This is a genomic window from Bradyrhizobium sp. TM102 (assembly GCF_009176685.1).
In the GTDB taxonomy this organism is placed as follows: Bacteria; Pseudomonadota; Alphaproteobacteria; order Rhizobiales; family Xanthobacteraceae; genus Bradyrhizobium; species Bradyrhizobium ottawaense.
The window spans coordinates 5,655,842-5,675,820 of the sequence record NZ_AP021855.1 but is presented as its reverse complement, the minus strand read 5'-3'; the positions used below and the strand labels follow the sequence as shown (position 1 = coordinate 5,675,820).

General features: G+C 66.0%; 19 protein-coding genes. 4 read left to right on the top strand and 15 right to left on the bottom strand.

The annotated features are described in order from the left end of the window. Nucleotides 1-286 precede the first annotated feature (286 nt). Nucleotides 287-1,033 (top strand): TIGR03809 family protein, encoded by a 747-nt coding sequence (locus tag GDN70_RS27030; RefSeq protein WP_028143179.1) that lies wholly within the window; start codon nt 287-289, stop codon nt 1,031-1,033. Between the two features lie 128 nt (nt 1,034-1,161). Here GDN70_RS27030 and GDN70_RS27025 read toward each other — a convergent pair whose 3' ends face one another. The 6 genes from GDN70_RS27025 to GDN70_RS27000 all read right to left on the bottom strand — a co-directional run bounded on the left by GDN70_RS27025 (nt 1,162) and on the right by GDN70_RS27000 (nt 7,650). After that, nucleotides 1,162-2,532 (bottom strand): TIGR03808 family TAT-translocated repetitive protein, encoded by a 1,371-nt coding sequence (locus GDN70_RS27025; protein WP_038971538.1) that lies wholly within the window; start codon nt 2,530-2,532, stop codon nt 1,162-1,164. Between the two features lie 201 nt (nt 2,533-2,733). Then, nucleotides 2,734-3,390, bottom strand: a complete 657-nt coding sequence (locus GDN70_RS27020; protein ID WP_152103276.1) for a pyroglutamyl-peptidase I — start codon at nt 3,388-3,390, stop codon at nt 2,734-2,736. Next, on the bottom strand, nt 3,387-4,376 hold the full coding sequence (meaB, locus tag GDN70_RS27015; protein ID WP_095424613.1) for a methylmalonyl Co-A mutase-associated GTPase MeaB: 990 nt from the start codon (nt 4,374-4,376) through the stop codon (nt 3,387-3,389). Before meaB ends, GDN70_RS27020 begins: the two co-directional genes overlap by 4 nt. Nucleotides 4,377-4,427: 51 nt before the next feature. Further along, nucleotides 4,428-5,939 carry a tripartite tricarboxylate transporter permease gene (locus GDN70_RS27010; protein ID WP_028143175.1) on the bottom strand — a complete coding sequence of 504 codons (1,512 nt, stop codon included), beginning with the start codon at nt 5,937-5,939 and terminating at the stop codon, nt 4,428-4,430. A 6-nt stretch (nt 5,940-5,945) separates the two neighbouring features. Further along, a complete protein-coding gene (locus GDN70_RS27005; protein ID WP_152103275.1) occupies nt 5,946-6,437 on the bottom strand; it encodes a tripartite tricarboxylate transporter TctB family protein in 492 nt (163 codons plus the stop codon). A 220-nt stretch (nt 6,438-6,657) separates the two neighbouring features. Continuing rightward, nucleotides 6,658-7,650 carry a tripartite tricarboxylate transporter substrate binding protein gene (locus GDN70_RS27000; protein WP_152103274.1) on the bottom strand — a complete coding sequence of 331 codons (993 nt, stop codon included), beginning with the start codon at nt 7,648-7,650 and terminating at the stop codon, nt 6,658-6,660. 215 nt (nt 7,651-7,865) lie between these two features. Here GDN70_RS27000 and GDN70_RS26995 point away from each other — a divergent pair, with 215 nt between their 5' ends. Beyond that, nucleotides 7,866-8,333 carry an SRPBCC family protein gene (locus GDN70_RS26995; RefSeq protein ID WP_152103273.1) on the top strand — a complete coding sequence of 156 codons (468 nt, stop codon included), beginning with the start codon at nt 7,866-7,868 and terminating at the stop codon, nt 8,331-8,333. Nucleotides 8,334-8,340: 7 nt separating this feature from the next. Here the strand turns inward: GDN70_RS26995 and GDN70_RS26990 are convergent, their stop codons facing one another. The 9 genes from GDN70_RS26990 to GDN70_RS26950 all read right to left on the bottom strand — a co-directional run bounded on the left by GDN70_RS26990 (nt 8,341) and on the right by GDN70_RS26950 (nt 16,542). Beyond that, on the bottom strand, nt 8,341-9,129 hold the full coding sequence (locus GDN70_RS26990; RefSeq protein ID WP_173015877.1) for an RsiV family protein: 789 nt from the start codon (nt 9,127-9,129) through the stop codon (nt 8,341-8,343). 38 nt (nt 9,130-9,167) lie between these two features. Then, nucleotides 9,168-11,324: a methylmalonyl-CoA mutase gene (scpA, locus tag GDN70_RS26985; RefSeq protein ID WP_038947823.1), complete on the bottom strand. Its 2,157-nt coding sequence runs from the start codon at nt 11,322-11,324 to the stop codon at nt 9,168-9,170. Between the two features lie 22 nt (nt 11,325-11,346). Then, nucleotides 11,347-11,811, bottom strand: coding sequence for a GFA family protein (locus tag GDN70_RS26980; RefSeq protein ID WP_152103272.1), 465 nt, complete (start codon nt 11,809-11,811; stop codon nt 11,347-11,349). Further along, nucleotides 11,808-13,679: a methylmalonyl-CoA mutase family protein gene (locus GDN70_RS26975; protein WP_038971533.1), complete on the bottom strand. Its 1,872-nt coding sequence runs from the start codon at nt 13,677-13,679 to the stop codon at nt 11,808-11,810. Before GDN70_RS26975 ends, GDN70_RS26980 begins: the two co-directional genes overlap by 4 nt. An 81-nt stretch (nt 13,680-13,760) precedes the next feature. Further along, nucleotides 13,761-14,252, bottom strand: a complete 492-nt coding sequence (gene folK / locus GDN70_RS26970) for a 2-amino-4-hydroxy-6-hydroxymethyldihydropteridine diphosphokinase (protein ID WP_028142938.1) — start codon at nt 14,250-14,252, stop codon at nt 13,761-13,763. Next, a complete protein-coding gene (gene folB, locus GDN70_RS26965; protein WP_027533885.1) occupies nt 14,252-14,620 on the bottom strand; it encodes a dihydroneopterin aldolase in 369 nt (122 codons plus the stop codon). The genes folK and folB overlap by 1 nt, the downstream gene beginning before the upstream one ends. Then, nucleotides 14,617-15,477 (bottom strand): dihydropteroate synthase, encoded by an 861-nt coding sequence (folP, locus tag GDN70_RS26960; protein ID WP_028142939.1) that lies wholly within the window; start codon nt 15,475-15,477, stop codon nt 14,617-14,619. The genes folB and folP overlap by 4 nt, the downstream gene beginning before the upstream one ends. Before the next feature lie 265 nt (nt 15,478-15,742). Beyond that, nucleotides 15,743-16,150, bottom strand: a complete 408-nt coding sequence (locus GDN70_RS26955; RefSeq protein WP_028142940.1) for a DUF4332 domain-containing protein — start codon at nt 16,148-16,150, stop codon at nt 15,743-15,745. Nucleotides 16,151-16,176: 26 nt separating this feature from the next. After that, nucleotides 16,177-16,542 carry a hypothetical protein gene (locus GDN70_RS26950; RefSeq protein ID WP_018315753.1) on the bottom strand — a complete coding sequence of 122 codons (366 nt, stop codon included), beginning with the start codon at nt 16,540-16,542 and terminating at the stop codon, nt 16,177-16,179. Between the two features lie 351 nt (nt 16,543-16,893). Between GDN70_RS26950 and GDN70_RS26945 the strand changes: the two genes are divergently transcribed. Together GDN70_RS26945 and GDN70_RS26940 are read left to right on the top strand one after the other, a co-directional pair. Then, nucleotides 16,894-18,516: a helicase HerA-like domain-containing protein gene (locus GDN70_RS26945; protein WP_028142941.1), complete on the top strand. Its 1,623-nt coding sequence runs from the start codon at nt 16,894-16,896 to the stop codon at nt 18,514-18,516. A 126-nt stretch (nt 18,517-18,642) separates the two neighbouring features. Then, nucleotides 18,643-19,971 carry a glycosyltransferase family 87 protein gene (locus GDN70_RS26940; RefSeq protein WP_028142942.1) on the top strand — a complete coding sequence of 443 codons (1,329 nt, stop codon included), beginning with the start codon at nt 18,643-18,645 and terminating at the stop codon, nt 19,969-19,971. Nucleotides 19,972-19,979 lie beyond the last annotated feature (8 nt).

Here is a 19,979-nt window from a genome sequence, read left to right as displayed (position 1 = left end):
CGGTTGATCGGACGCCCCTGTGTTCGAGTCGGCTGTTCGCTCAGCGCGTCGCACCTCCGCTATGCTTGTGCGAGGCTTGACTCGAAAACACAGCAAATCTCCGCACGACTACGGTGATTGACGACGACTGGCGTGTCGTTGCTGGACAAGTCAAAACTTTTCCACAAAATATTCATGTCGCGTCTAAATTGATTCGTGTGCGTTGCGTCCCCCGCGTCCGTGTTTTCCCCTGACGGGCTGGTTCATGACACATCGCCAAGAGTCTGATTGCGCGTCTGCGCGTGCCGTGGTTGCTGGCCGCGACGTCGCGGCGCGCTGGTGCGCTCTCGCCGAGCAGCGGCTGCAACATCTCTCCGAAATGTTCGAGACCGGCCGCTGGCGCCGTTATCACTCAGAGATCGCATTCCTCGAAAATATCCAGGAAGCCAAGCGCGCGGTCCAGACCTGGCGCGCGCTTGCGACCGGTGCTGACGTCGCCGAGGCCGCTGCAAGCGTGACGCCGGCATTCGGTTGGTCGCCGGCGACCATGCCCCGTGTGTTTCCGCGCGAGCAGCAGGCGCAGATCTTGCAGCCCAAGACCCTGCACCCAAAGGCCGTCCACATCGCCCCCGAGACCGCCGTGCCGGTCAGGCTCGACCCGAAGCCGGACGTTCTCGCCGAGATCACCGAAGCCCCGATCGCGCCACTCGCCGCGCCCGCAGCCTCCGCTGCGATGGCGTCGTTCATCGCGCCTGCCGAGATGCCGCCGCTCAAGGCTCCGGCTGCGAGGGCGCCGCTGACCGCACCTGCCGTGAGGTCACCGCTCGCCGCGCCTGCCGCAATGGCGCCGCGCGCTGCGCCTGAAGTGAGGCCGCCGCTGGCTGTGTCTGCCGCGAAGCCGCCGAAGGCCGCGCCTGCCGCGATGGCATCGCTCCTGCCGCAGTTCGCCCCGCCGGCCGCCGAAATCGTCGCAGCCCCCGAGCGCGTCGTCGAATTCACGTTCAGCCTCGACGGCCTTGAAGCCAAGTACCCGCTGCTCAGGAACGCGTTCTAGCCGTTAAGGTGGGGATGGAGGAGAGGCAGCCGGCTCTCTTGCTCCGTCATCCTGAGGTGCGAGACACGTGGCGCAACGCGCCGCGTGGGGAGCCTCGAAGGATGAACGGCCCAGCTGCAGGCCGATGCCTACCTTCGCACTGCATTGCCGCCGAGCACCACCTGCGCAAATCGTTGCGCGCCGTCGGCTGACAGATCCGAGGTTACGGCCCGCGCGTGATCGAGGCCGACCACGGCGCCGCGCGGGGTCTCGGAGATCATGTTGTTGTTGACCAGCGCCATGCCGGCGCCCGGCACGACGGAGACGCCGACGCCGACGAGGGCCTTGCGGATCACGTTGCCCGTGATCGCGACGTCGCGCAGATATTTGCCCCAGCCGGCGACGATGCCGTAGGACGGCGCGTTCTCGATCAAATTCCCGGTCACCGAGGTATCCGCCTCGATGTAGATGCCGACGCCGGCGTCGTCGTCGGGCGCGGTGCCGATCGGGCGCTTCGGGATCAGGTTGCGGATGATGTTGCCCTGGACCACCGCGATGCGGCCGCCTTCGTTGAAATTGCAGACGGAGACGCCGACAGCCGCGCCGTCGACCGTGTTGTTGGCGATCACCGCGGCCTCGAACGCAAACTCCGAATAGAGCGCGACCTCGCGCACGTCGCTGACGCTGTTGCCTGATATGTGGATGTTGGAGGCGGAGTTGCCGCGCACGGCGGAGTAATCGCATTTCCTGATGCGGTTGCCGCGCACGATCACGTTGCCGGCGCGGAAGGCATTGATGGCGTTTCCGTACTGGCCGGAGCCGCCGGGGCCGGCCTTGATGTTCTCGATGCGGTTGTCGGCAACCAGCGTGCCGTCGTCGCCGATCGCCGTGCGCAGGATCTCGATGCCGTTGTCGTTGGTGCCGATGATCGTATTGCGGGAGACGCTGAGGCCCCTGGCGTCGAACGAGACCACCGCGGTCACCGCGATGTCAGTGAAGATGTTACCGGAGATGTCGCCGGACACCTGCTCGAGCCAGATGCCGCTGCCGCCTGAATTCGTGATCTCGCAATCAGTGATGCGCGTATCGCGCCCGCCGAGGACATGGATCAGCCCGCGCCGCGCCGGCAGCGGGATGTTGCCGCCGTCGAAAGTGATGCCGGTGAGGCCAAGGGAGTCCGAACCGTCGCTCTGGATCGCCGAAGCCCCGCCGGTGAAGACGAGTTTCGTTGCCCCGCGCACACCGATCAATTGCGCGCCGTTGGGCAGCCGCAACAGCCCGCTGCGATAGACGCCGGGCGGCAGCGCGAGCGGCAGCTGTGCGCGTGCAGCCTCATCGATCGCGCGTTGCAGCGCGCGGGTCTGATCCTCGCTGCTGCCGGGCCGCACGCCGTATTGCGTGGCATCGCGGCCCAGCAGGGATGTCAGCGGCGCCGCGCGCGCGGCGTCGGCCGGCATGGCGAGGGCGCCCGCGATGCCTGCGGTCGAAGCTCCGATGAGATGGCGGCGATTGAGGTCCATGACGCGTCCTCCGGCGGACGCGGGAGGGCATCCGCGCCGACTAGGTAGCGCAGCGCGACCGGGGTCGTGAGGATTGTTCGCGGTAGGGTTAAATGTTTACGCAGAGACGGTGCCGCAGCGTGGGCAAAGCGCAAGCGTGCCCACGACTTGACGGCAATTGGAACGAGATGGTGGGCACCGCGCTACGCGCCTTTGCCCACCCTACGAAACCTGTGCGTTCCGCCCCTTCCGTGCCAACGCCACCATCTCCATCAGCATCGCTTCCCCCGCATCCACCAGCTCGTCCAGCGTGATCCGCGGCGCGCCCTTGCGCCGCACTGCACCGCCGCGCGCGAGCAGGGGAATGTGGATGAACGCCGCAAGCTGCGGCCCGCCCGCCTTCACATTCTCGATCGCGCGCCAGCTCAGATAGTTGCAGAGATAGGCGCCGGCATCGCGCGAGGCGCGCGCATCGATGCCGGTGAGGCGCGCGGCGCGCAGCAGCCTTGCCGTGTGCGGACCGAAATTCATCGCGTCGGCATCGCCGGCGATGCCGCGCTTGCTCGATCGGGTGTTGGCGGCATCGGGCCAGAGCATGGTGACGGCGTTGCGGGCGCGGGTCTCGATGCGCAGGTAAGGCGTGCGCGCGGCGAGGCCGAACATCAACAGCGCATCCGGCTTCACCTTCGCGAGCACCTCCGGCAATTGCCGGTCGACTGCGGCATAGGTGACCGGGAAGATGTGGCTGGAGAGCGCGACATCATCGAGGGCCGGACGGCGCAGTTGCGCGAGCCGCGCGACCAGCGGCCGGGTCGGGTTAAAGGGCGCGCCGGGAAACGGGCCGAAACCGGTGAGGAGAATGCGGAGCTTTTCGCTCATTGCAGCAACTCCAGGATCTGCTCGGCGGCGAGGGCCGGCGTGAGATGGCCGTCGGCGACCTCGGTTTCGATCTTCCGGACCTTGCTGCGAACCGGGGCCTCGCTGCGCAGCCGCGCCAGCATCCGTTGCTCCAGCATCGACCACATCCATTTCACCTGCTGCTGACGCCGCCGCGCGGCGAAATCGCCGGACGCGTTCATCGCCTTGCGATGGTCCAGAACCTTCTGCCAGAGCTCGGTGATGCCGGTGCCGGCCAGCGCCGAATAGGTGACGACGGGTGGGTGCCAATGTTCGGACCGCGGCGCCAAAATATGCAGCGCGCCGCGATAATCGGCGGCGGTGATCTTGGCGCGCTTGAGATTGTCGCCGTCGGCCTTGTTGATCGCGATCATGTCGGCGAGCTCGACCAGGCCCTTCTTGATGCCTTGCAGTTCGTCGCCGCCTCCCGGCAGCATCAGTGCGAGGAAGAAATCCGTCATGTCGCAGACCGCGGTCTCGGACTGGCCGATCCCGACGGTCTCGACCAGCACGACGTCGAAGCCCGCCGCCTCGCAGAGCAGCATCGCCTCGCGCGTTTTTGCCGCGACGCCGCCGAGCGTGCCCGAGGACGGCGAGGGGCGGATGAAGGCATCGTCGGATGCTGATAGCCGCGCCATTCGCGTCTTGTCGCCGAGGATCGAGCCGCCGCTGCGTGCCGAGGACGGGTCGACCGCGAGCACCGCGACCTTGTGGCCCTGCTCGATCAGATAGGTCCCGAGCACATCGATGGTGGTGGACTTGCCGACGCCGGGCGACCCCGTGATGCCGACGCGGAACGCTTTGCCGGTGTCGGGCAGCAGCATCTGCACCAGCTCGCGCGCCAGCGCCTGGTGGTCGCCGCGCCGGCTCTCCACCAGCGTGATGGCCCGCGCCAGCGCCGCGCGGCTGCCGGCGCGCAAGTCGCGGGCGAGGGATTTGATGTCCAGCGAGGCCTTCTTCTCAGTCATGCCCTGCTTTACAACGCCGAGGCGGGGCAGGCGAGGGCCGCTCGCCCGGAATCACCTGCTTGTCGCCACCGCCGTCTGCACCGGTTTCATCTTGCGCCAGACCCACACCATCACCGGCCACAGCAGGGCGCCGATCGCCATCGCGGCGAGGATCGCCGCGACCGGGCGCTCGAAGAACGGCAGGATACTGCCGTCGGACTTGATCAGCGAGGTGACGAAGGCCTGTTCGACCATGGTCCCCATGACGATGCCGAGCACCATGGCGGCGACGGGATAGCCGTTCGCCTCCATCACGTAGCCGATCACGCCGAAGGCGGCGACGGTGACGACGCCGAACATGTTGTTGCCGATCGCGAACGAGCCGACCGCGCAGCACAGCATGATGACCGGCATGATCGCGGAGCGCGGCGCCAGCAGGATGTAGGCCGCGACCCGGATCATGGCGATGCCGAGCGGGATCATCATGATGTTCGCGATGATGAACATCAGGTAGATCGCGTACATGCTCGACGCCTTCTCGGTGAACAGCGTCGGGCCCGGATTGAGGCCCTTCATGTAGAGCACGCCGATCGCGATCGCGGCGATGGTGTCGCCGGGGATGCCGAACAGCAGCGAGGGCACCCAGCCCGAAGCGATGCTGGCATTGTTGCTGGCGCCGGCCTCGACCAGGCCCTCGACATGGCCGGTGCCGAATTTTTCCGGCTCCTTGGAGAAGCGCTTCGACATCGCGTAGGAGACCCAGGCGGCCATGTCGGCACCGGCGCCGGGCAGCACGCCGATGATGATGCCGACGATGTTCCCGCGCGTCATCTGCCAGTGATACAGCTTGGTCAGCCTCCACTGTCCCGCCATGATGCTTCCGAATTTTCGCCGCGGCAGCGGCGGCGGCTCGGGCGTCAGCATCGCGCGCATCACCTGCGCCACCGCGAACACGCCGACCAGCGCCGGGATCGGCTCGATGCCGCCGAAGAGATCGGTGAGGCCAAAGGTGAAGCGTGGCACGCCGCCGGGATTCTCGATGCCGATGCAGGACACCAGCAGGCCGAGGAACATGCCGGCGATCGCCTTCACCGGGGAGGAGCGCGCCACCAAGGTGGCGCACATCAGGCCGAGCAGAGCCAGCCAGAAATACTCGAAGGTCGAGAACGACAACGCGATCTCGGCGAGCGGCGGCGCCAGGATCATCAGCGACAGCACGCCGGCGATGCCGCCGACGGCGGAGAACCAGACGCCGGCTCCGAGTGCGAGCTCGGCCTGGCCCTTGCGCGTCATGGCATAGGCCTCGTCGGCATAGGCGGCCGAGGCGGGCGTACCGGGAATGCGCAGCAATGCGCCCGGAATGTCGCCGGAGAAGATCGCCATCGAGGACGCCGCGACGATGGTTGCGATCGCCGCGATCGGCGAGAGGTAGAAGGTGACGGGGACGAGCAGGGCGGTCGCCATCGTCGCCGACAGGCCGGGCAGCGAGCCGATCACGAGGCCGTACACGGAGGCTGCGAACATCGCGATGATGACCTCCCAGGTGGAGATCAGCGCGAATGCCTCAATCAGGGTCTTGAGCATGGGGGATTACCAGGGCGTCGGCAGCAGGCCGGCAGGCAGCGGCACGCGCAGCAGCTTGCCGAAGATGAGGTGGATGGCGAACGGCGACAGCGCGGCAAGCGGCAGCGCCAGCTTCCACTTCGCACCGAGCGCGGTGGACGTCACATAGACCATGATCGCCGCAGTGATGATGAAGCCGAGCCGGTCGGCGGCGACGACGTAGAACAGCAGCAGAGCCGGCGGCAGCAAGGCGCGCAGGCCGTAGAGCTTGCCCTGCGGCGGTGGAGCGGCGGCCTGGCCGTCCTCCAGCGGGATCAGCTCTTCCTCCTCCTCGAAGGAATGGCCGATCCCGAACACGATCGCGAGCCCGCACAGCGCAAGGCCGCTGCCGATCACGAGCGGAAACACGTTGGGGCCGACCGGCTGGCCCGGCACCGGCGGCAAGATCCAGCCGCCATAGGCAGCCGCAGCACCAAGCACGACGAGAAACGATCCCGTAACGGAGTCGGGAAGACGCATGGGAGAAGTCCTACGTACGATGTTCTCCCTCGCCCCGCTTGCGGGGAGAGGGCTGGGGTGTGGGGGGCTCTCCGCGGGGGAGGTGAGAATTGGATTTGCGGAGACTCCCCCTCACCGGATCGCATCCGCGATGCGATCCGACCTCTCCCCGCAAGCGGGGAGAGGTTGAAGAAGTGCCGTGACCATCAATCAAAGTCATCTCACGCGTGAGCTGTGAACATCACGCCTTGCTCAAGCCGGCCGCCTTCATCGCTTCGCCCATCTGGGCGTCGCCCTTGTCCATGAAGCCTGCGAACTGGCCGGCATCGCCCCACACGGTGCCGAAGCCGCGATTGCTCATGAAGTCCTTGAACTCGGCGGACTCGTAGACCTTCTTCAGCGCCGCGGTGAGCTTGGTTGCGATCTCCGGCGGCAGGTTCTTCGGGGCGCCGATGCCGCGCCAGGCGCCGGTCGCATAGTCGATGCCCATCGCTTCCTTCAGCGTCGGCACGTCCTTGAAGATCGGGTTGCGCGCGGGGGCCATGATGGCGAGGCTCCTGGCCTTGCCGGCCTCGATGATGGCGCGCGCTTCCGGTACCGAGCAGGTGGTGAGGTCGAGGCCGCCGGCGGCGAGATCCTGCATTGCAGGCGCCGCGCCGTTCGAGGGCACCCAGGCGACCTGGTTGGCGGGCAGGCCCATCGCCTGCATCCAGCCGACCAGCGCCAGATGCCAGATGCCGCCCTGGCCGGTGCCGGAGGCCTTGAACTTGCCGGGAGGCGCCGCCTTGATCGCCTCGGCGAGCTCCTTGACCGTCTTGTAGGGCGACGAGGAGGAGACCTGGATGCCCGGGGGGTCCTCGTTCATCAGCGCCAGCGGCGTGTAACTCTTCGGCGTCAGCTCGGTGAGGCCCTGCCAGTGCATCATCGAGATTTCGACGGTGAGCATGCCGATGGTGTAGCCGTCGGGCTGTGCGGTCGCGATCGCGCTATGGCCGACCACGCCGGAGCCGCCGGTGCGGTTGACCACGTTGAAGGGCTGGCCGAGGTCCTTTTCCAGCAGCGCTGCGACAATGCGCGCGGTCGCATCGGTTCCGCCGCCCGCGCCCCATGGCACGATCACGGTGACCGGCCGGGCCGGATAGGCTTGCGCAAGCGCTGGCTTGAAGCCGAAAGCGGCGGATGCCGCAACTGCGGCGGTCGAAGCCGCAAAGGTGCGGCGCGAAATCTTGGACATTGAATCCTCCCAGCGGCGCCCGTGACGTCGGGTGCTCTTCTCAATGCGCCATTCTAGTCGGCTTTGCAGCGCCCCCGCAAGGTAGCGCTACCAACGAGATCGCCATGTTGTGTGAAAACAGCATGCCCATCGGATGGGCAGTCGGAAATCGGGTGGGTTTCGCCCGCGCAATTCGCCAACCTCTGCGCGTAACGAAATCCAAAGGCAAGCTACCGATGACCCAAGCCTATTACAGCGCCGTGCTGGACCGCCCGCTGAACGAAGTCTGGTCGCTGATCCGCGACTTCAACAACTATCCCGCTTACATCGACGGCGTGAGCGAGAGCGAGATCGAAGACGACAAGCGCGGCGATGAAGTCGGCGCCGTCAGACGCTTCTGCTATCTCGGAAACTGGATCCGCCAGCGCCTGGTCGATCACTCGGACCGGCAGCATACCCTGACCTATGCCGGTCTCGAAGCGCTGCCGTATCCGCAAGATGACGGAAGCCAGACGCCGGCGCCGACGCGCTATCAAGGCACCATGCATCTGCGCCCGATCGTCGAGGGCGATCGTACCCTCATCGAATGGTCGGTCTCCCTTGATACCGAGCCGGCGGATGCCGATCGCTGGCAGGCGCTATTCGCCTCCTGGATTCCCGATTGGACGGACTCACTTGCGCGGACGCTGGCGCGGGCCAGTTAGCGACCGCTCACGGCTCCTCGGCGTCACCCTTCGGCCGCGCGCCGCCGAAGATGCGCGCGCCTTCCGCGGTCCAATAAGGCTTCAGCGTTTCCCACGGTACGAAGGCGACATACTCGCCCTCGACGTAGGGGCCGACGGCGTAGGGCGGATAGTGGAAGGTCAGCCCGGAGCTCTTGCCCGCCTCGGTCGAGGGCGCGAGCGTCACCGCACCGACCTTGAGCAGGCTCGGCGCGACGCCCTTGAACCATTCGTCAGTCGCGGTCTCGCCGGCATCGCGCTTTTTCTTCTCGGTGCGGAGCGAGGCGATGATGGCCTTCACCATCGCCTTCATCGTCGCCCCGTTATCGGCGGTCTCGGTGAAGAGCGGGCGGATCGAGATGCGCTTGTTGTCGGCCTTGTCCCACAGGATCGTGTTCACGTCCGAATTGGGATGGGCGCCGCGGGTGTTCATGTAGTCGTTGCGGAGGACGCTGACATAGCGGTCGGCGACGACCGAGCGGATCTCATATTTGCGCTCGAAATCCCAGCCGCCGTCCTTGAAGAACTGCGGATCGGCTTTGCGCGAGGCGGCCGCTTCGGCGGCGTTCTTGTCGAGCCATTTCTTGCCCTCGGCCAGGCAATCCGCCGCCAGCGCCGCATCCGCCTTGATCTTGTCGTCGAGGAACACGCGGGCCTCGATGCTCTTGGTCTTGATGACGGCGTCTGGCTTGGGGTCGGCGGCGTGGGCGGGACCGAACAATGCGCTGCAAACTGCGGCAGCAGCGAGCGCGCGCATGAACGTGGGCGCGAAAAACATCACGCAAATTCCTTCTTGTCGGGAAGTAGACGGCGAAGCTATTCCGCCGCCTCGCTATGCCCGAGCCGCGCATTCAGCTTGCGGATCAGCTCCTCGGCGGCGTCCGCAATCACGGTGCCCGGCGGGAAGATCGCTTCGGCGCCGGCGGCATAGAGCGCGTCGTAGTCCTGCGGCGGCACCACGCCGCCGACGATGATCATGATGTCGTCGCGGCCCTGCTTCTTCAGCGCGGCCTTCAGCTCCGGCACGGCGGTGAGATGGGCCGCGGCGAGCGAGGAGACGCCAAGGATGTGCACGTCGTTCTCGACGGCCTGTCGCGCGGCCTCGTCGGCGGTCGCAAACAGCGGCCCGATGTCGACGTCGAAGCCGATGTCTGCGAATGCCGACGCGATCACCTTCTGGCCGCGGTCGTGGCCGTCCTGGCCGATCTTGGCGACGAGGATGCGCGGACGGCGACCCTCGGCTTCCTCGAAGGCATCGATCAGCGCCTGAACCTTCTCGACCTGATTGCCCATGCTGGACGCCTCCCGCTTGTAGACGCCGGTGATGGATTTGATCTCGGCGCGGTGCCGGCCGAACACCTTCTCCATCGCGTCCGAAATCTCGCCGACGGTTGCTTTCGCTCGCGCCGCGTCGATCGCGAGCGCCAGCAGATTGCCGTTGCCTTCGCCGGCCGAGCGCGTGATCGCAGCGAGGGCGGCATCGACGTCGTTCTGGTTGCGCTCGGACTTCAGCCGCGTCAGCTTGTCGATCTGCAGCCGACGAACATTGGTGTTGTCGACCTTCAGAATTTCGATTTTGTCCTCGTCGGTGGGCTTGTACTTGTTGACGCCGATCACCGCCTGCTTGCCGGCGTCGATCCGGGCCTGCGTCTTGGCCGAGGCTTCCTCGATGCGCAGCTTCGGCAGGCCGGCCTCGATCGCCTTCGCCATGCCGCCGAGTTCCTCGACCTCCTGGATGTGGCCCCACGCTTTCGCCGCGAGGTCGCGCGTGAGACGCTCGACATAATAGGAGCCGCCCCAGGGGTCGATGATGCGGGTGGTGCCGCTCTCCTGCTGCAGGAACAGCTGGGTGTTGCGGGCGATGCGCGCCGAGAAATCGGTCGGCAGCGCCAGCGCTTCGTCGAGCGCGTTGGTGTGCAGCGACTGGGTGTGGCCTTGTGTCGCCGCCATCGCCTCCACCGTCGTGCGCATCACGTTGTTGAAGACGTCCTGCGCTGTCAGCGACCAGCCCGAGGTCTGGGAATGCGTGCGCAGCGACAGTGAGCGCGGGTCCTTCGGGTTGAACGGCTTCAGAAGCTTTGCCCAGAGCAGGCGCGCGGCGCGCAGCTTGGCGACTTCCATGAAGAAGTTCATGCCGATCGCCCAGAAGAACGACAGCCGCGGCGCGAAGCGGTCGACATCCAGGCCCGCGGCAAGGCCGGCGCGCAGATATTCGACGCCGTCGGCGAGCGTATAGGCGAGCTCGAGGTCCTGCGTCGCGCCGGCCTCCTGCATGTGATAGCCGGAGATCGAGATCGAATTGTATTTCGGCATCTTCTGCGAGGTGTAGGCGAAGATGTCCGAGATGATCCGCATCGAGGGCGCGGGCGGGTAGATGTAGGTGTTGCGCACCATGAACTCTTTCAGAATGTCGTTCTGAATGGTGCCTGAGAGCTTTTCCGGCGGCACGCCCTGTTCCTCGGCGGCCGCGACGTAGAGCGCGAGGATCGGCAGCACCGCGCCGTTCATGGTCATGGACACGCTCATCCGGTCGAGCGGAATCCCCGCGAACAGCGTGCGCATGTCGTAGATGGAATCGATGGCGACGCCGGCCATGCCGACATCGCCGCCGACGCGCGGATGGTCGCTGTCATAGCCGCGATGGGTGGCGAGATCGAAGGCCACCGAGAGGCCCTTCTGTCCGGCCGCCAGGTTGCGGCGGTAGAACGCGTTGGAATCCTCCGCCGTGGAGAAGCCGGCATACTGCCGGACCGTCCAGGGCTGGTTGACATACATGGTCGGGTAGGGCCCGCGCAGGAACGGCGCGATGCCCGGATAGGTCTCGAGGAAATCGAGCCCGGCGAGATCGGCCTCGCCATAAGCGGGCTTCACTAAGATGCCCTCGGGCGTCAGCCACGGTTCGGCGCTGCCTGACGGCGCGGCGGTCGTGGCGCGCTCGAAGGCGACATCAGCGAAATTGGGAATGCGGCTCATGTTTCAACCATATCCTAGGCGCTCAATCGTGATCCGGATGCTGATGGCTGACGATGGTCGCCATCTTCTCCGGTCCGTAATTCTGTTGCGTGGTCTGGCTCGGCAAATTGGCGATGCCGACCACCCAGCCGAGACGGGATTCGGTGCCGAACTGTCGCGTCGGAATGATCTGGTCAGGACGGTCGAAGGCGCCGGTCATGATCTCGATCCGGTCGCTGCCGATGCGGCCGAAGCTAAGCGGCGTGCCGCAGCCGGCGCAAAAGCCGCGTTCGGCGATCGACGAGGAGCGGAAGAACGACGGCTGCCCCTTGGTCCAGGCAAAGTCCGTCTTGTTGATGTCGGCAAAGGAAGCGAACGGCGCGCCGGCCGCCTTCTGGCACATGCGGCAGTGGCAGATCGAAATCCTGGTTGGCGCCGTCGTGACGCCAAAGCGCACGGCCCCGCATTGGCAGCCGCCGCTGAGAACTGGTTTGCCTGGTTCGGTCATTTCTGCTCCATCCGTCGATAGGCGTCTTGCAATGTCGCAAGCGCATCGCCTCCGGCGAAGACAAAACCCGTGACGCCGGCGGCCCGCAGCGCCGCCTCGGTCTCGCTCGGGCGGCCTGCCAGATAGATATGTCCCCCGCCGGCCGTTTGCAGGGCCTTCGCTGCAGCTTCGGCGTGTTCCGCATAGACCTTGTCACTGGAACAAAGACAGGCAAGCTCGGCGCCCGAAGTCTTGAAGGCGGCGGCGAGCTTGGCCGGATCGGCAAAGCCCTCGCTGTCGACAGCCTGGATGCCGCCGGCCTCGAAGAAGCTCTTGGCGAAAGTCGCGCGCGCCGTGAAATCGGCGGCCGTGCCGAGATTGGCCAGGAACACTTTTGGCCGCGCACCACGCGACTTGAGTGCTGCATCCGACTTGTCGCGCAGCGCCTCGAACGGTTCCGCCAGCCGGATCGGCGGCAGCGCATCGAACTTGTATTTCTGTTCCCCGTAAGGCGCGAGCGCAACCGGCGTTGCCTTCAGCACCGTGGCTTCGCTCTCGTGCAGGTTCGGAAACTCGCTGGCGCCGGTCAGCACGTCGCGGCGCTTTGCGATGTTAGCGTCACGCGCTTTTCGCGCGGCCGCGACCTTGCTCTGGAATACGCCTTGCTGAAGCGCGGCGAAGGCGCCGCCGGCTGTCTCGCTCTCCTGGAACAGCGCCCAGGCCGCCTCGCAAAGCTGCGCGCTCAGCGTCTCGATGCCGCCTGCGCCGGCGGCGGGATCAGAGACCTTGGCGAGGTTGCTCTCTTCCAGCAGCAGGGCTTGCGTGTTGCGCGCCACGCGGCGTGCGAACGGGTCGGGCAGGCCGAGCGCCAGCGTGTGCGGCAGCACGGTGATCGCGTTGGCACCGGCAAGCCCTGCCGCGAATGTCGCGATGGTCGCCCGCAGCATGTTCACATAGGGATCGCGCTGCGTCAGCATGCGCCAGGCCGTATCGGCGGCGATGAACAATGGCTTGGGCGTCAGCCCGCACGCTGTTTCGATACGCGCCCACAACAGCCGCAGCGCGCGGAATTTGGCCATGGTCAAAAACTGGTCGGCATCCGCGGCAAGCCGCGCATAGACCATGCCTTGCGCGGCGTCCAGCGGAATGCCGGCGCCTTCGATCGCGCGGAGATAAGCGACGCCGCAGGCGAGCACGAAGGCGAGCTCCTGCACCTCGGAGCCGCCGGCATCGTGGATCACGCGTCCGTCGGCGGACGCGAACGGTCCCTTGAAGCCGAGCCCGGCGAGGCCCTTGATCGCGCCGGTGACGGCGGGAGCGATCTCCTCCCAGGTATAGGGGCTGTGGCCCCACACCGCGCCGGCCGCGAGCGGATCGAGGCCGAAGCGAATGTTGCAGGCGGCGGGATCGAGGCCATTGCTCTTCACATATTCCGCGACGTGGATCGCGGCCATCCGCGATTGCGGACCGATCTCGAGATCGAGGCCGATGCCGGCATCGAGATGGATGTCCTTCAACACCTTTGCTACGGCCTCGGCCGACGGTTCCAGACCGAAACCGCGAGCACCATTGGCGCCGGCGAACACCAGCGCGAGCCCCGTCGCGCCGTTCTCCAGGTCCTGCAAAGCCTGCGCATTCGCGAGCGCCGCATCGGGATGGTCGATCCGCTGCACGATTTGCCAGGGCGCCGCCGCCGGCCGTCCCATCACGGGCGCAACGCCCTTGGCGCGCGGATAGAGCGGTTCGATCTTGATTCCGTCGTAGGTCTTGCCGACCAGCTTCTCGAACGGCGCGCCCTTCAGCACGCCGTCGACCAGCTTGCGCCAGTCCTCGACGCTCGCCTTGGGAAAATCGGCCGCCAGCGGCAGGTCGTCGGTCACGGAGGTCATGCGGCCAAGGGCTCCCAAACGTATCGTTATTCGCAGGCGAAATTGCCACGGCGGGCCGCCCCTGCAAACGGTTGTTTTTGGTTAACCGGTATCCGGAAGCCGCTCAATGCCTTGCGTCGAGACGCTGGCGAGCCCGTCACGCACTGGAATGCCCGAGATCACGCGGTCCGGCGCGATTTCGGCCAGCGGTACCAGCACGAAAGCGCGCTCGAACAGGCGCGGATGCGGCAGGGTCAGATCCGGCTTCTGCAAGCTGACATCGTCATAGGCGATCATGTCGAGATCGACCGTGCGCGGGCCCCAGCGCCGCTCCTTGTCCCGCGTGCGGCCGAATTTCTGCTCGACCTTCTGCAGCACGAACAGCAGAGCGTGCGGATCGAGGCCGGTCTCGATCTCGATGCAGGCATTGATGAAGGGAGCCTGCTCCTCGTCGCCCCACGGCGGCGTCGCATAATCCGAGGATCGCGCGATTAGCGCAGCTTGCGCCATGCCGCAGATATGGGCGATCGCCTTGGCGAATGTCGCGCGGACATCGCCGACATTGCCGCCGAGTGCGATCAGCACGCTTGCCATCAGGGGTGCCGCGAGCGCGTCAGCATGATGCCGACGTCGTCGAAGATCGCGGCGATCGGCGCATGCGGCTTGTGCACGGTGATCTTCACGGCGCGGATGCGCGGGAAGTGCGACAGGATGGCGTCGGCCACCGCGCCGGCCGCGCGCTCCAGGAGCTTGTAATTGGTATTCTTGAACGCCGCCGTCGTCGTCGCCACGACGTCGGCGTAGGACACCGTGTCGGCGAGCCGGTCGCTGCGCGAGGGCTCCGACAGGTCGGTATAGAGTTCGAGATCGATGACGAAGCGCTGGCCGACTTCGGTCTCGTGATCCATCACGCCGTGGCGGGCGTGGATCGACAGGCCGGTGACGAAGATCGTATCGGTCATTGCTTGCCCTCGATTGCGTTCGCTACCCGCAGCGCCTGCAGGGTCTCGGCGACGTCATGAGTCCGGATGATCTTCGCGCCGCGTTGCGCGGCGATCAGATGCGCGGCGATCGAGCCGGCGAGCCGCTCCTTCGGCTCCGACGGCGACACCGAGGCGATGAAGCGTTTGCGCGAGGCACCGACGAGGATCGGCAGGCCGAACATCTCGAATTCGCGCAAGCGTGCCAGCGCGGTCATGCTCTGCTCGGCGGTCTTGCCGAAGCCGATGCCGGGATCGAGCACGATTTTTTCGCGCGCGATGCCGGCCTTTGCGGCGATGTCCAGCGAGCGCAGGAAGAACGTCTTCATGTCCGTGATGATGTCGATGGCGGGATCGGCGTCGTCGCGGTTGTGCATGACGATGACGGGAACGCCTCTTGCGGCCACCAGCGGCGCCATCGCGGCGTCGCGTTGCAGACCCCAGACGTCATTGGCGATCGCCGCGCCCTGGTCGAGCGCATAGGCCACCACCTCCGCCTTCATGCTGTCGATCGACACGGGCACGCCGAGGGCCACGACGCCCGCCAGCACCGGCTTGAGCCGGGCCAGCTCGCTTTCCGCCGTGACGGCCTTCGCACCCTTGTAGGGCCGGGTGGACTCGGCGCCGATATCGATGATGTCGACGCCATCCGCGATCATCGCCCGCGCCCGCGCGAGCGCCTGCTCGGGCCCGATGAACTCGCCGCCGTCGGAGAAGGAATCCGGGGTGATGTTGAGCACGCCCATCACCGCCGGGATCGGTCGTTCCAGCAGTTTCCGCAGCGCATCTGGCCCGGCCGAGCCGGCCGGCGGGACGGATGGGGAGGGCGAGGCATTCATGTGGGTGGCTTTGCGCGGTCGGCGAGGGGGAGTCAAGGCGGGATGGCGGTGTCGGCGGGCGGCATCGATATTGTGGCACTCTCGCGCATCACCCCAGCTGTCGTCCCGGCGAACGCCGGGACCCATACCCCCAGGGTAAAGTTTGGCGAAGACTCGTAGTCCGGTACTGCCACCGTCTGTGACCGATAGATTCCGCGGTATGGGTCCCGGCGTTCGCCGGGACGACACCGAAAAGGTGGCGCGGGAATCCGTTCTCGAAAGACCCCTAATACGTGATCTTCGGCGGCAGCTTCTTCGCCTTGGCGATGATGTCGCCGACCGACTTCTCCGAAGGCAGGATGCGCAGCAGCTTCTTCTTCTCGTTGGCGTCGCGCATGCTCTGGGCGAGCCTTGCCGGATTCCGATAGGCGAGCTCGCGCACGGTGGTGACGCCGGCGGCGCGGACCAGGCCGACCTTGGCCCGGCCCATGCCGGGGATACGCATGTAGTCGGAGACGTTGGCCCATTCCAGCAGCAGCTGCTCGCTGATGCCGGTCTTGGCGGAAAGCGCTTTGCGGCCCTTCACCGTGCCGGCCGCCTCGAGCAGCCCGTCGGTGGTGCGGATACCTTGCGCCTTCAACTTGTTGGCGGCAAAGACCGACAGGCCCTCAATCTCGGAGATCGGATATGTCATGATACTCGATATGAATTGCCAAAGCTTCAGGCGAACTGGCTGAGGCCTGGCGTCCCCGCAACGATCTTGCCCATCTGATCTGCTCCGATTTTGTCTCGGCCGAAGCGGAAAAGTTCACGGGCGACGTTTTGAATTTCGGACATGCCGAGCCCCAGGCCCATCAGGCGCGTGCCGACCGCCATCAAGCCGCCGCCCATCAGCCGCGACAGTCCGCCGCCGCTCCTGGATGCCTCGATCGCGGCTTCCGCTCCAGGGATCTGGTCGATCAGGGCCTGCACGCTATCGGAAGGACCCTCGTTGCGGAGGAAGCCCAGGATAATGCCGACGCTCTTTTCAGCGACAGCACTATCTATGCTGGCGTTTGTCGCCAGCCGCCCGATCAGCTCGTCCATAAGGCCCGCCCCTCAGCCGGTTTGCTTGCCGGAGTATTTCTTTCGAAAATGATCTTGAGCCGGTGTGATGTGAAATTCAAGCGATGAACGCACGCGCCGTGGCGATTCACCTTCGAACGCGCGAAAGGTGTTGCAGCGGTGCAAGAGCGGAGATGGAATCGGCGAAAAATTGCCGCGTTGCGAACAGCTCGTTCCTACTTTCGGCTGATACCGTCCGTCTGTTTCCGACAATGTCGCATGCTTGGAGCGCGTTGAACCGTTTTAATCGGTGCGCGACATGCGTTAAACTACGGAACTGGAGCATTCGAGTTTCGGTACGCGAAACCCGGCAAGAAGAGATCAGAGAGAATAATGACCGCACAGGACAGCAAGCTCGGCGATACCGACGACAAGATCTTCGTCGGCAAGGGAGAGGAGCAGGCCTGGCTGACGCTGGCGCTCGCCAATCGCCACGGCCTCGTCACAGGTGCAACCGGAACCGGTAAGACTGTGACGCTGCAGGTGATGGCGGAAGGATTTGCGCGCGCCGGTGTTCCGGTCTTCGCCGCCGACATCAAGGGCGACCTCTCCGGCATCTCCGAGGTCGGCGAAGCCAAAGACTTCATCGTCAAGCGCGCCTCCGGAATGGGGCTGAATTTCCAGCCCGATCAGTTCTCGACGGTGTTCTGGGACGTGTTCGGCGAGCAGGGCCATCCGGTGCGCGCGACCGTCACGGAAATGGGGCCGCTTCTGCTCGCACGCATGCTCGACCTCAACGACGTGCAGGAAGGCGTGCTCAACGTTGCCTTCCGCGTCGCCGACGACGCCGGGCTGACCCTGATCGACATGAAGGATCTGCGCGCGCTGCTCGATGCCATCGTGCCCGATAGCGGGAAGAAGGGGGCGGACGCGGAGGAGGATCCGCTCGCAGCCATCCGCAAGGCCGCGCAGGGGTTCGGCAACGTCACCAAGGCCACCGTCGGCACCATCCAGCGCCAGCTGCTGGTGCTGGAGAACCAGGGCGGCACCAAATTCTTCGGCGAGCCGGCGCTGACGCTGAAGGACTTCATGAAGACCGACCGCGACGGCCGCGGCATGGTCAACATTCTGGTGGCCGACAAGCTGCTCCAGAACCCCAGGCTTTACGCGACATTCCTGCTGTGGATGTTGTCGGAGCTTTTCGAGGAGCTGCCCGAGGCCGGCGATCTGCCCAAGCCGAAGCTCGTGTTCTTCTTCGACGAGGCGCATCTGCTGTTCAACGATGCGCCCAAGGCGCTGATGGACAAGATCGAGCAGGTGGTCCGCCTGATCCGCTCCAAGGGCGTCGGCGTCTACTTCGTGACGCAAAACCCGGTCGACGTCCCCGACCGCGTGCTCGGACAGCTCGGCAACCGGGTGCAGCACGCACTGCGCGCCTTCACCCCGCGGGACCAGAAGGCGGTCGCCGCTGCGGCCCAGACCTTCCGGCCCAACCCGAAGCTCGACACTGCCAAGGTGATCATGGAGCTCGGCAAGGGCGAGGCGCTGGTGTCCTTCCTCGAGGGCAACGGCACGCCGGCGATGGTGGAGCGGGTGATGATCCGGCCGCCGTCGGCTCGCATCGGGCCGATCACGCCGGACGAGCGCAAGGCGATCATGGCTGCGAGCCCGGTGAAGGGCAAATACGACACCGCCGTCGACGAAGAATCCGCCTACGAGATGATCCAGAAGCGCATTGCCGGCACGGCGGCCACCGCGGACGGCCCGGCTGGCGGAAATGGCGGCGGCCTTCTCGGCCAGATCGGCTCGATCGTCGGCACCATCTTCGGCACCAACGTCAAGCGCGGCCGCCTGTCGACCGGCCAGGTCATTGCGCGGGACGTGACGCGATCGGTCACCAACCAGGTGATCGGCGGGATGGCCGCCAATATCGGCAAGTCGGTCGGTGGCCAGCTCGGCGGCTCGATCGGCCGTACGCTGGTTCGCGGCGCGCTCGGCGGATTGCTGCGGCGGTAGGCAGGCCGCTTTGGGCAATTCCGCTTGCCGTTGCCCGAGGCCACCACCGGTACAATTTCAGGTGAGGGGCTCTCCAAGCCTGCGCCGGTCTGCTACGTCCTGTTCGCCGCCGCACAGGACCACTCCGTGACCCCGCCCGCCCCGTTAGCCAAGCCTGACGCGCCCCGACACCTGTCGCTGCGCGCGCCGCTGGATCTGCTGTTTCTGTTCTGCTGCGTCCTGCTCGCCGCTGACGTGCTCGTTCCCGAGATCTTCGGCAGCGGCAAGACCAAGGATTACCCGCTGTGGCTGTGGGCCGGGCAGCAGGTCCTGCAGGGTGAGCCACTCTATCCCGCCACGGCCGTCGAGTACTTCGAGTTCATCTATCCGCCGTTGCCGGCGATCCTGCTGGCGATCCCGAGCTGGTTCGGCAAGATCCCGCTCTATGTCGTCCTGTCGATCCTGAACGCCGTAGCGTGGTGGTACACCGGGACGTTCTCCCAGGTCATGGCCGGCTCGGGGCGCAGCCCCGGCCGCTGGCTGGAGGCGCTGCCCGCCGTCGTCACCGTGCCCTTCGTGTTCGACATGTTCGACCTCGGCCAGCCGAACCTCGTCCTGCTGGCCATGATGCTCTACGGTTTCTGGAGCTTGCGGCACCAACGTCCCTGGCTTGCGGGCTTCATGTTCGCGCTCGCCGCTGCCATCAAGGTGTTTCCGATCGCGGTCCTGCCGTATCTGGTCTGGCGGCGGAAATGGGCGGCGGCCGCCGCCACGGTCGCCTTCACCGGCATCCTTCTCTATGTGGTGCCGGCGCCGATCCGCGGCTTCGAGCGCAACGCGGCCGAGCTTGCGACCTGGTATCAGGGCATGGTCGGAACGAGCTCGGAAAAGGGCTTTGGCCAGCGTGACGAGCAGAACTGGTCGTGGGTCAACCAGTCCCTCATCGCCGTCACGCACCGCCTGGTCCGTCCGATCAACTTCAATCTGGAGGATCCCGGCAAGCCGCCGCGCACGATGAACATCATCGACGTCGACTACAGGACGGCGAACTGGATCGTGCTGGTGCTGTCGGCCTTGCTCGGGCTCGGCTTCGTCGCGATCATGCCGCAGCAAGCACGGCGAACGGCGCGCTCGGATGCGGAGGAGCTCGCCATCCTGTTCTGCCTGATCACGGTGGCCTCGCCTTTGGCACGGCAATACTACTTCATGTGGCTGTTCTTCCCGATGACGGTGCTGATGCATCGCGCCGCCTTCGACGAGCGGGCGAATGTGCGTCTCGGAACCTGGCTCGCGCTCGGCGCGGCCGGCATTCTCATGCTGCTGGCGCTGCCGTGGTTTCCAACTGTCCTCCAGGCCTGGGGCAACAATCTCCTCGCGACCGCCGTACTTGCAGGTAGTCTTGCATGGCACATCCGGCATCCGCCCGTTGCGGCTGGCTCCGAGCCTGCGACGGCGCTAAAACCCGGTACCTCTTGAGACTCGAA

Bases quoted from the DNA above. Each gene is read 5' to 3' on its own strand.
- folP (WP_028142939.1), bottom strand. From the start codon at position 15,477: ATGAATGCCTCGCCCTCCCCATCCGTCCCGCCGGCCGGCTCGGCCGGG.
- scpA (WP_038947823.1), bottom strand. From the start codon at position 11,324: ATGAGCCGCATTCCCAATTTCGCTGATGTCGCCTTCGAGCGCGCCACG.
- GDN70_RS27000 (WP_152103274.1), bottom strand. From the start codon at position 7,650: ATGTCCAAGATTTCGCGCCGCACCTTTGCGGCTTCGACCGCCGCAGTT.
- GDN70_RS27005 (WP_152103275.1), bottom strand. From the start codon at position 6,437: ATGCGTCTTCCCGACTCCGTTACGGGATCGTTTCTCGTCGTGCTTGGT.
- GDN70_RS26995 (WP_152103273.1), top strand. From the start codon at position 7,866: ATGACCCAAGCCTATTACAGCGCCGTGCTGGACCGCCCGCTGAACGAA.
- folB (WP_027533885.1), bottom strand. From the start codon at position 14,620: ATGACCGATACGATCTTCGTCACCGGCCTGTCGATCCACGCCCGCCAC.
- GDN70_RS26950 (WP_018315753.1), bottom strand. From the start codon at position 16,542: ATGGACGAGCTGATCGGGCGGCTGGCGACAAACGCCAGCATAGATAGT.
- GDN70_RS26980 (WP_152103272.1), bottom strand. From the start codon at position 11,811: ATGACCGAACCAGGCAAACCAGTTCTCAGCGGCGGCTGCCAATGCGGG.
- GDN70_RS27025 (WP_038971538.1), bottom strand. From the start codon at position 2,532: ATGGACCTCAATCGCCGCCATCTCATCGGAGCTTCGACCGCAGGCATC.
- GDN70_RS26955 (WP_028142940.1), bottom strand. From the start codon at position 16,150: ATGACATATCCGATCTCCGAGATTGAGGGCCTGTCGGTCTTTGCCGCC.
- GDN70_RS26945 (WP_028142941.1), top strand. From the start codon at position 16,894: ATGACCGCACAGGACAGCAAGCTCGGCGATACCGACGACAAGATCTTC.
- GDN70_RS27020 (WP_152103276.1), bottom strand. From the start codon at position 3,390: ATGAGCGAAAAGCTCCGCATTCTCCTCACCGGTTTCGGCCCGTTTCCC.
- GDN70_RS26975 (WP_038971533.1), bottom strand. From the start codon at position 13,679: ATGACCTCCGTGACCGACGACCTGCCGCTGGCGGCCGATTTTCCCAAG.
- meaB (WP_095424613.1), bottom strand. From the start codon at position 4,376: ATGACTGAGAAGAAGGCCTCGCTGGACATCAAATCCCTCGCCCGCGAC.
- folK (WP_028142938.1), bottom strand. From the start codon at position 14,252: ATGGCAAGCGTGCTGATCGCACTCGGCGGCAATGTCGGCGATGTCCGC.
- GDN70_RS27010 (WP_028143175.1), bottom strand. From the start codon at position 5,939: ATGCTCAAGACCCTGATTGAGGCATTCGCGCTGATCTCCACCTGGGAG.
- GDN70_RS26990 (WP_173015877.1), bottom strand. From the start codon at position 9,129: ATGTTTTTCGCGCCCACGTTCATGCGCGCGCTCGCTGCTGCCGCAGTT.